This window comes from Candidatus Methylomirabilota bacterium, assembly GCA_027293415.1.
GTDB lineage: Bacteria > Methylomirabilota > Methylomirabilia > Methylomirabilales > CSP1-5 > CSP1-5.
This window is the reverse complement of sequence record JAPUFX010000198.1, coordinates 1-9,137: the sequence shown is the minus strand read 5'-3', so window position 1 is coordinate 9,137 and position 9,137 is coordinate 1. Positions and strand designations below refer to the sequence as shown.

The 9,137-nt window shown below is 56.8% G+C and carries 12 protein-coding genes; 2 read left to right on the top strand and 10 right to left on the bottom strand.

Going from position 1 to position 9,137, the window contains the following annotated elements:
- Positions 1–56: 56 nt before the first annotated feature.
- On the top strand, positions 57–338 hold the full coding sequence (locus O6929_13630) for a CopG family antitoxin (protein ID MCZ6481419.1): 282 nt from the start codon (positions 57–59) through the stop codon (positions 336–338).
- Here the strand turns inward: O6929_13630 and O6929_13625 are convergent.
- The 10 genes from O6929_13625 to bioA all read right to left on the bottom strand — a co-directional run bounded on the left by O6929_13625 (position 322) and on the right by bioA (position 7,959).
- Complete coding sequence (locus O6929_13625) at positions 322–780, bottom strand: hypothetical protein (protein ID MCZ6481418.1); 459 nt, start codon at positions 778–780, stop codon at positions 322–324. The genes O6929_13630 and O6929_13625 overlap by 17 nt on opposite strands.
- Positions 781–1,372: 592 nt before the next feature.
- Positions 1,373–1,723 (bottom strand): DUF86 domain-containing protein, encoded by a 351-nt coding sequence (locus O6929_13620; GenBank protein ID MCZ6481417.1) that lies wholly within the window; start codon positions 1,721–1,723, stop codon positions 1,373–1,375.
- Entirely contained in the window at positions 1,713–2,039 is a 327-nt protein-coding gene (locus tag O6929_13615) for a nucleotidyltransferase family protein (GenBank protein ID MCZ6481416.1), read from the bottom strand. Before O6929_13615 ends, O6929_13620 begins: the two co-directional genes overlap by 11 nt.
- Positions 2,040–2,129: 90 nt before the next feature.
- Positions 2,130–2,462, bottom strand: coding sequence for a nucleotidyltransferase domain-containing protein (locus tag O6929_13610; GenBank protein MCZ6481415.1), 333 nt, complete (start codon positions 2,460–2,462; stop codon positions 2,130–2,132).
- 614 nt (positions 2,463–3,076) lie between these two features.
- Complete coding sequence (locus O6929_13605; GenBank protein ID MCZ6481414.1) at positions 3,077–3,325, bottom strand: type II toxin-antitoxin system HicA family toxin; 249 nt, start codon at positions 3,323–3,325, stop codon at positions 3,077–3,079.
- On the bottom strand, positions 3,322–3,534 hold the full coding sequence (locus tag O6929_13600; protein MCZ6481413.1) for a 2-oxoisovalerate dehydrogenase: 213 nt from the start codon (positions 3,532–3,534) through the stop codon (positions 3,322–3,324). The genes O6929_13605 and O6929_13600 overlap by 4 nt, the downstream gene beginning before the upstream one ends.
- Positions 3,535–4,205: 671 nt before the next feature.
- A complete protein-coding gene (locus O6929_13595) occupies positions 4,206–4,973 on the bottom strand; it encodes a DUF309 domain-containing protein (GenBank protein ID MCZ6481412.1) in 768 nt (255 codons plus the stop codon).
- Positions 4,973–5,677, bottom strand: a complete 705-nt coding sequence (gene bioD / locus O6929_13590; GenBank protein ID MCZ6481411.1) for a dethiobiotin synthase — start codon at positions 5,675–5,677, stop codon at positions 4,973–4,975. The genes O6929_13595 and bioD overlap by 1 nt, the downstream gene beginning before the upstream one ends.
- 65 nt (positions 5,678–5,742) lie before the next feature.
- Positions 5,743–6,540 (bottom strand): aminotransferase class IV, encoded by a 798-nt coding sequence (locus O6929_13585; protein ID MCZ6481410.1) that lies wholly within the window; start codon positions 6,538–6,540, stop codon positions 5,743–5,745.
- Between the two features lie 72 nt (positions 6,541–6,612).
- Positions 6,613–7,959: an adenosylmethionine--8-amino-7-oxononanoate transaminase gene (bioA, locus tag O6929_13580; GenBank protein MCZ6481409.1), complete on the bottom strand. Its 1,347-nt coding sequence runs from the start codon at positions 7,957–7,959 to the stop codon at positions 6,613–6,615.
- A 177-nt stretch (positions 7,960–8,136) separates the two neighbouring features.
- Between bioA and O6929_13575 the strand changes: the two genes are divergently transcribed.
- Positions 8,137–8,835, top strand: coding sequence for a pirin family protein (locus tag O6929_13575; protein MCZ6481408.1), 699 nt, complete (start codon positions 8,137–8,139; stop codon positions 8,833–8,835).
- Positions 8,836–9,137 lie beyond the last annotated feature (302 nt).

The following is a 9,137-nucleotide window of genomic DNA, read 5'->3' as shown; positions in this document are numbered from 1 at the left end:
AGGCGAGGCTCTGATCTTGAGTGCCCGGGATATGGATGAAAAAGAGAGGAGAAGCTATGCCAAAAAGTAAGAGAAAGCGGTTGCAGCGAGATTCTCTCCCAGAGAATTTCCGATCCCTCGAAGAGTTTTGGGAGTTCTGGGATACCCATAGTACGGCGGATTATGCCGATCAGATGCCAGCGGTCCGTGCCGCGGTCAAGATTCAGTCAAAAAAGGTTTACTGCCCGGTAGCTGGAGAGCTTGCCAGCGGACTTCGGCAGGAGGCACGTCGGCAAGGGATCACGACAGAAACCCTTGTCAACCTTTGGCTGAAAGAGAAGCTCACGCGCGTGTCGTGACGCATTGCCATTTGCTCACCTCGCCTGTTGCGCGCTCCCACCCCGCGACAAAGGCTTCAAATAGCAAATCGCAAGCCCGACCCCAAATCTCCCACACCTGCTCCAGTTTATTTGCGAGTTCCGGTTGAAGCCCGGAGAGGGCGCCAGTTAGGTGAATAGCCTCCCAGGCACGGCTAGAAAGAAGATGAACGGGTACTGGAACCTCTTGGTTCGCCTTTGCCGCTTCTATGTCTTTGGTGAGGATCTCACGACTGTGGCCGAGCAGGGCTAGATTAGAGACAATTTCGCTGCGTAATATTGAAACCGCCCGTACCCGTTCCCTGGCGAGCCGCCTCTTCTCTTTCCATAAATCCCACACGGCTGCCAGCAAGAAACCCAGCACAGCAGCGACGAGGGCGCCTATGATTCCGACTATGAGTCCAGACTTGAACTCAGGCGTCATATTGCTCGCCCTGCCGTAACTCCAACGCCAGTTCGCTTCACTTTACCGTTTACCGTGACCGTGTCAACCTGTTTTCCCTGGCCGCGGCCCGCGTCGGGCCGGGCGTTGGGCGTGCAAGATCAAGACCTGACCCTCTTCCCCTCTCCTAGGTGATAAGGCGGAGGGTGACGACGGGCATGGTAACCCAGGGCCGGTCTTGCGTGCGGCGTCGAGGAGCGAAGTTCAGCCAACCAGCGACTTGACCCCTTGGTCCATTCAGCCAACCAGCGACTTGACCCCTTGGTCCATTTGGGCGCATAACGGACGAAGCCCGTCGGAGGCGCAGCTTCGTGCACCGTCCGCTGCAGCGCTTTATTAAGGTGGCATTGTGCAGCGAAGAGGAGGGAAGTTCAGCCAACCAGCGACTTGACCCCTTGGTCCCATTCGATCCATTCGATAGTCGACCCCTCGACCATGCTCGGGGCAAGGAGTCCGTAGATAGTCGAGGGTTGAGAGTTGAGAGCTTTTGACATCACAGATTGTGAGTTCAAGTTTGAGGCGCCAATTCGGTAGCTCAAGCCCTCGCCCCCACTACCCGTGTCCTTGGCATGGATTATCCCCGGAGTTTTTCCAGGACGCTCGCGATGCTTGGCAGCAGCTTCGGAATCTCTTCGCTTGCAACAGTCCAGACAATGTCGTAGTTGATGCCGAAGTAGTCGTGAATCACCTTGTCCCTCATGCCGGCCATGTCCTTCCAGGGAATGGCCGGATGTTGCTTTTTGAGGGAAGACGAAAGTCGCTTTACGGCTTCGCCGATGACCTCTATGTTCCGGACGACAGCATCCTGCGTTCGCCTGTCCTCCATGAACCGCTCGTAGGACAGTCCGCCCGTATAGGAGATGATCCTTTGCATTGCCTCCAGAATATCGCTGAAATAATCCGGATCTCGCCGTTTACTCGACATAGACGAGGTCCTTTTCGATGTGTTCAGCGACGTGTCGCCTTCGTGGGTCTTGTTTGCTACGACGAAAGGTCTCAAAAGTCGCGAGGTCAACTTTTCTCCCAAGTATTCTCTCCAAGTACTCTGCCAGTTCCACGAACTCAAACCCGAGCGGCCTGGACAGTTCAACCAGCAAATCCACATCACTTTTCGCCCTCTGGGCATCGCGGGAGAAGGAGCCATAAAGGGCGATCCGCCGCACCCCATATTTTTCGTACAGATCAGGCAGTCGTTTCCTCAACATCTGAAGCACCCGGTCTTTTTTTGTCTTCTTGTTCATGGTGTCACCACCAAGTCTACGGTTTGTTCGGTGAATGTCTGGATCCGTCATTCCTGTCTGCGGTCTTCCGGAGAACCCGGCATCTGCCGGTCAGGCGGCACAGTACAGCTCCCTGCCCTCTTTGAGCGCCGAGCAAATCACGAGCGACGGTTCGTCCGCAAATCGTCGGACATCTGATTCCGTGACCACGACAACGTCCTTCGCGACACCCAGGCCCGACAGCGCCCGGTAAATCCGCCGGGCCGTCTCCCTCCGATGTACCCCATCCGGCATGACGACGAGAACATCCAGGTCGCTGTGCGGCCCCATCTGGCCCCTCGCGGCCGATCCGAACAGGACGATCCGTCGAGGGTGAACGGCCTGAACGATCCGCTGCACCAGATCGTCGAAGATTTCTTGGTTAAGCACCGGTGACATGGTCATCGTTGTTCTCCATACGGCGCCGTGTCTGGATTATGCTCAGGCTTGAATACGTGAATCAAACAGAGAGCACCGGGGGGCCTGGCATGCCCATCCGGGACTCTTATGTCTCACAATGCTGCTGTCGCACCCCGGACTTCCCAATGGCGTCACCGTAGCCAATAATCTACCTCTTGTCGAAAGGATCGTCAAAAAATACGCAGACTTAGCCCATTCGACAAGCTCAGGGCAAGCCATTCGGCGATCCCTCGACGGGCTCGGGACAAGGGCTCAGGGCAAGCCCTTTCGATGGAGCCTGTCCCGAGCTTAGTCGAGGGGCTCAGGGCAAGCCCTTCGATAAACTCAGGGCAAGCCCATTCGACGGAGCTCAGGGCTAGAAGCAAAAAGCACCGGGGAGCGTTGCAAGCTCTCCCGGTGCTCCCAATTTGGCGGGTCGTATCAACAGCTCGTCGCTCAGAGCTCGTGGCTCGTAGCCGGAATCTTCGCAATACTTTAGGGGGTTTCCGCCCTGGTGTCAACTAATTAGCGGATAGTTGAGAGTCGAGAGAGAGCCTACAGACAGTTCAGGGTTCATGGTTTATGGTTCAGAGCTGAGAGCGGAGAGTGGCGCCGATATCTCATCGCCCAAACAGATCCCCCGCCAGATTTTCGCGCGTCATCTCCAAGTAAGAGGCTACGTCACCGAGAATGGAACTTAAGGTTCCAACCTTTAGATGCTTATGTCGGGGAATGGTGATGTAATGTTCCGTTCCTTTGGCTGTTGAGGTGAGGCGCAGGTGACTCCCCGTCTGTCTTGTGATCTCATAGCCATAGCGGCGAAGGGCTGAGGCCAGCTCTATCCCGGAAAGGTCTCGCGGGAGCTTCAAACTGGGATAACCTCATCCTTGACCAGATGAAGCCGGATGAGGCGAGGTCTATCGACTTCATTGAAGTGGCAGCAGACGGCGTCGCGCACCATCTCCTTCAATTCATCCATGGTATCCGCCTGGGTGAAGATGGAGTGGCCTAAGGCCCTGGCCCCGTACCCGCCCTCCGGCGACTCCTCTACGGAGAAAATGATCTCTGTTTCTCCCATCCTGAACCCCTGCACGAATTATACGGATTCGGCCTTAGTTATTCAAAACAAAAAGCACCGGGGAGCCGTGCAAGCTCTCCCAGTGCTCCCAATTTGGCGGGCCGTATCAACAGCTCGTCGCTCAGAGCTCGTGGCTCGTAGCCGGAATCTTGGCAATACGTTAGGGGGTTTCCGCCCTGGTGTCAACTTAATTAGCGGATAGTTGAGAGTTGAGGGCATGTTACTACATTTCGAATTTCGAAATTCGAATTTCGAAAACGGAGAGCGGGTTGAGAGTGCAGAGTTGAGAGTCTACAGCAGAGCGTTCAGAGTGGAGAGATCAGGATGATCGCGGGAAAGGGTCAAATCTGCTCTTGACTCATCTTTGTGTCTCCTCACCCTTCTTATCAACCACCGGGGTGGAATCTTGACACGAGAGATAAGGATCCTTTTGAGGGGGGTTAGGGGTCAAGTCGCTTGTTGTCCATACAGTGCCCCATGGAGGATCTCAAGATATGTTCTTGGGGTTTTCCCCTCAAGAACCGTAACATCTCACTTGCCGTCGGATGCAACTTTCGGAACTCTGGGTTCGGCATGAATTGATCGAGCCTTGAGAAGGCTTTGTGCTTTGTGGTCGTGCTTTGCGGGCAGACATTGCTGATCTTATTTGTGCTTACGCTGACAGCCGACTGCTAACGCCTCCTCGTGCCGGCGTGCGGCTGCCGCGACATGGATACCTCTAGTTGAGGGAGGAGGGTCCAGTCAAACTGGTGGCAGCGACCGGGGCCTAATCGCGCTACACGTTGACGGCATTTCTCAATTTGCTCGAGGAACTTTTTGAGATCCACACCACAGTATCGGGGAGCATGGGGCTCAACTTTGGCCAACCCGTTCCGGAACATGCTCATGGCGCCGCGGTAATTGTTCCGCTGGATCTGATAAAACGCGACGCCAAGTTGTATAAGTCCCTGTAGGAAGGGACGCTCGGGGCCCCGCCATTCCATCCATACTTCCTCCAAAAGCTCATGGAACTCGAAGAAGAAGTGATGTTGCCACAAGAGCGCTGCTTGCTGGAGAACACCGGGAAGGCCCTCAGGATAGGACCGGCGGTGCATCTCCTTCAGAAATCTCCAATAGGCAGATGCCTTTTCGCAGATGACGGAAAGCTCCTTCCGGTATTCCGGGACAATCGTGACTTCACGTACCTCATCTGAACGGAGGAGGCTCGAGTCGGCGACCAGCTTTCGCCCCCAGGTTTCACCCGGTGCGCGACACCAACGGGTCTGTTGCTGATGGCGCCGGACGAAATGCGCCCATCGGGAAAAGGCAACGGTCGGAGGATCACACCCTTGTACCAGCTGGCAGTACGCCTGAAGCCAGAAGAGCAGGATCGACCGTTCCGGGTGCTGGATCGCCTCCATCAAGAGATCCGCCACCTTATCCCGGAGTTCTGATCGCATCAACCCAGCTCCAAAAGCTCCAGGAGCCGGTCCATTCTGATCGAATTCTCCATGAGGGAGAGATCTAAAGTCGGGCCTGGGAGATGGGGGATACAACCGAGGAGGGGAGTGGTGAGCCGCTTGGCGAGCGCCTGGAGGTTTGCTTCCTCCGAAGGACTCGGCGGACCCGTTGGACTATTCAGAACAACTCCGAGGATGGAAAGCTTCAGGTGTCCGGCCCAGCGCGACGTGAGTAATGTGTGATTGATGGTCCCGAGGGAGGCCCGCGCCACCAGGAGTGTTGGGATCTGCAGCTTTTGGATGAGGTGGGTGTAATCGTCCGTATCGGTGAGCGGGACAAGCAGGCCCCCCGCCCCCTCGACCAGGGTTAGTTGGTGGTGCCTGGCCAGACGATGGAACCGATCAACGATCCAGTCAAGGTCGATGGCGATCCCTGCCGCGTCCGCCGCAACCGATGGTGCGGCTGGCATCTCTAGAGGATACGGACAAATCTCGTCCAGTGGATCAACGCTTTCTGCCTTATCCCTGAGATAAAGCGCATCCTGAGGGTGAAGCTGCCCATCCCGCCTGATGCAGCCGGTCTCGGCCGGCTTCATCACGCCCACATCAATCCCACGGGCTCGAAGCAGGGTTGCCAAGGCCCCTGCGACGAAGGTCTTTCCTACGCCCGTGTCTGTGCCGGTGATGAAAAGGCCCTTGGCCATGATCCCGTTCCGTAGCAGTCAGCCGTCAGCGGTCAGCATATGGCACGAACTCTTCTTTTTGCTCTTCAATCTTTCGCTTGGCCGAAAATGGCCTCTCGATAGGCGGCCCGCAAGGCACCCGCCCACTCAAAGGTGGTGCGCCCTGTGAAAAGGCCGGCAATCTCCTTGACCGGCAGAACCTCCACGACCGCATTAGAGAGCAATACCTCCTCTGCCTTCTCAAGATCCGCGGTCGTGACGGGCCGTTCCTCTAACGCCAGACCGCTGTGCTGGGCACTTCCCAGGAGGTGCTGGCGCACGATCCCTGGCAGAAGACCCGCGGACACCGGGGGTGTAATCAGGCAGTGCCCCCGGACCAGGAAGAGATTTGCGGTCGTCGTCTCGGTGGCCTCGCCGCGCTCATTGAAAAACAAGGCATCGTAAAACCCCTGGCGTCCCGCCCACCGGCGAGCATAACTGTTCTCAAAATAATTGGTCGTCTTGAAGACCAGCAGGGGAGAGGTGGAGAAGCGCGAGAAGGGAGCAGATACGAGGCGCACGCCTCCCTGATAGCTAGGGTCCGTCAGCTTCACGGGAGAGGACTGGGTGACAAACTTGGTTTCTTCAGGGCCCTCCGCTCCCCAGACCTCCAAGGTGATCCGGAGCCGAGCGTCAGCCTCATTCGGAATCCCCTTGAGTTCCCCATCGACAGCCTCTGCAAAGTCCGTCGATGAAAAAGGAAACCCAAAAAATTCTGCCCCGAGTGCCATCCGTCGACAGTGGGCCTCAAGGAGAGGGACCTTGCGGCCTGCATACACCCGGAGCGTCTCAAAGAGTCCCTCGCCGTACAGCAACGTACGATTAATCCGCCCCAGTTGGTTCATGGTAGCATGAAGTCCAAGGTCCAACGTTCCCAAAAATTCGAATTTCGAAATTCGAACTTCGAAATTGCGTCGTCATCGGCTTTCATGGCCCTCGGTCACCGTCTTAATGGCGAGATACACCGCATCGAGGAGCAAGTTGATTTCATCCTCGGTGACGGATAGCGGAGGCATCAAGACGATGACGTCCCCAAGGGGGCGGATAATAACGCCATGCCCCCTGGCCTCCCTAATCACCTGGTGCCCCATTCTCTTCGCGACGGCGTACAGCCGATGCGACGTCACGTCGTCGAACAGCTCAATCCCAACCATGAATCCCACCTGGCGAATCTCTCCCACATGCCGCAAGGACCGGAGTTTTCTTAACCCCGCTTCCAGAAATGCAATCTTGGGCTGGAGCCGCTCAAGGACCCGTTCCTTCTCGAAGATCTCCAGGCTGGCCAGGGCGGCAGCGCAGCCTAAGGGATTTCCCGTGTACGTATGGCCGTGGAAGAAGGTTCTCGTTTGGTCCACCGGACCCAAAAACGCGTCAAAGATCTCCGGCGTGGTGAGCGTGGCAGCCAAGGGGAGGTACCCACCAGTCAGCCCCTTGGCGACAGCGAGCAGGTCTGGCAAGACTTCCTCATGCTCACAGGCAAACATCTTTCCGGTCCGACCGAATCCGGTGGCCACTTCATCGGCGATGAAGAGAACTTCGTTGGCCCGACACAGTTCCCAGACCCCTCGCATAAAGCCCGAAGGATAAGGCAGGATCCCTGCTGCCCCCTGGATCAATGGTTCCATGATGAGGCCCGCCACCTCGTGATGGTGGATCTTAATCATCCGCTGCACCTCTTCCAGGGCTGCCTCCTTTTCTGCCAAGACGTAAGGGGTAGGCAAGGGGGTGGCTTCAAAAAGCAGGGGCTTATACAGGGAGTAAAAGAGATCGATGCCCCCCACACTCACGGCACCCAGGGTATCCCCATGATAGGCTCCCGTGAAGTACAGGAACTTGGTCTTTTGACGAAACCGGTCAGAACTCTTCTGTTGCCAGTACTGAAATGCCATCTTCAGGGCGATCTCCACGGCGGTCGCCCCATCGTCCGAGTAGAAGACTTTGGCGAGGCCGGAAGGAGCGATCTGCACCAGCCGCTCCGCCAGCAGAATGGCTGCCGGGTGAGAGAGACCCAAGAGCGTCGAATGGGCAATCCGTTGCAGCTGCGCGATGATGGCCCCATCGATCTCTCGCCGGCCATGGCCATGAACATTGCACCAGAGCGAAGAGACGCCGTCGAGGTACCGGTTCCCATCGATGTCGATGAGGAAGTTGCCCTCCCCCCGCTCGATGATCAGGGGCTCATCCGCAAACCACTCCTGCATCTGTGTAAAGGGGTGCCAGAGATATTGGTGATCCTTTTTCTGCAAGCCCTTTTTCGAGATCACGGACAACTCCTGCAAGGGGAACGCAGAAATTTCTTGAAGGTACTGGTACAATAGCGGGGACACCCGTCAGCGTCAAGGGAGGTCACCAAGAGGCATCCTGAGTCTTCTGCGAACCGCCGATGGCTCCCTATAAGGGGAGGAAAATGGCTCCAGAGGAAGGGAAAAACGGGGGCGACGATGATAAAAATCATCAAGTCCGAGGAACGACATCACACAGATAGGGGATGGTTGTCGACCTATTGGCATTTCTCCTTCTCGGATTACTACGACGCCGCCAACATGAATTGGAGTGTGCTCTGCGTCTTTAACGATGACGTGGTCCGACCCGGCCAGGGATTCGGGGCCCATACGCACCGTGACATGGAGATTGTCACCTACGTCATCGCAGGGGAGCTAGAACACCGGGACAATCAGGGAAGCATTGGAATTGTCCATCCTGGCGAGGTGCAGGTGATGTCGGCAGGCACGGGGATCGCCCATTCCGAGTACAATCACTCTAATGAGCACCCGGTCCACTTCATTCAACTCTGGATCATTCCCCGAACGAAGGGATTAGATCCCCGGTGGGAACAGCGCAAATCCACACTGGAGGACCGAAGTGGGAGGCTTCTGCCCGTCGTTTCTGCCGGCGACATCCCGGGGACGCTCACCATAGACCAAAATGCCACAATCTACGTATCCCACCTGAGGGATGGGCAAGGAGTGACCCATAAGAGCAGGTTACGACGCAAGGCCTATCTCTTTGTCATCGCTGGCAGTCTCGTCATTAACGGAATTGCGACTGCCGCAGGCGACCAGGCACGGATCGCTGACGAGCCGGAACTCTCGGTCCGAGCGAAGGGGGAGGTAGAGCTGATTCTTTTGGATCTGCCGTAAGGACCGCCCGGGTACCAACTAGTGCCCCTCCAACTAAATCTCCCTAAGCACCCCAGGGTTCCGCCAGCCCGGATTATTCACATAGAAGTGAATAATCTGCCCTCCGGGCTTCGACTCCGCCCCGCATTTGCGGGGCGTCGCTCAGGGCTAGCCTTGAGTCCCGCCGCAGCGGCGGGACTCATTATTCACGAAGACACCCCGTTCGTGAATAATGCGGGCCAGGGGCACTGAGGGGTTGTAGGGGAGAGGTCCCCCTACGCCTGGGGGGTGCTCAGCGAGGCTAAAGGCGAGCGCCGAATCCC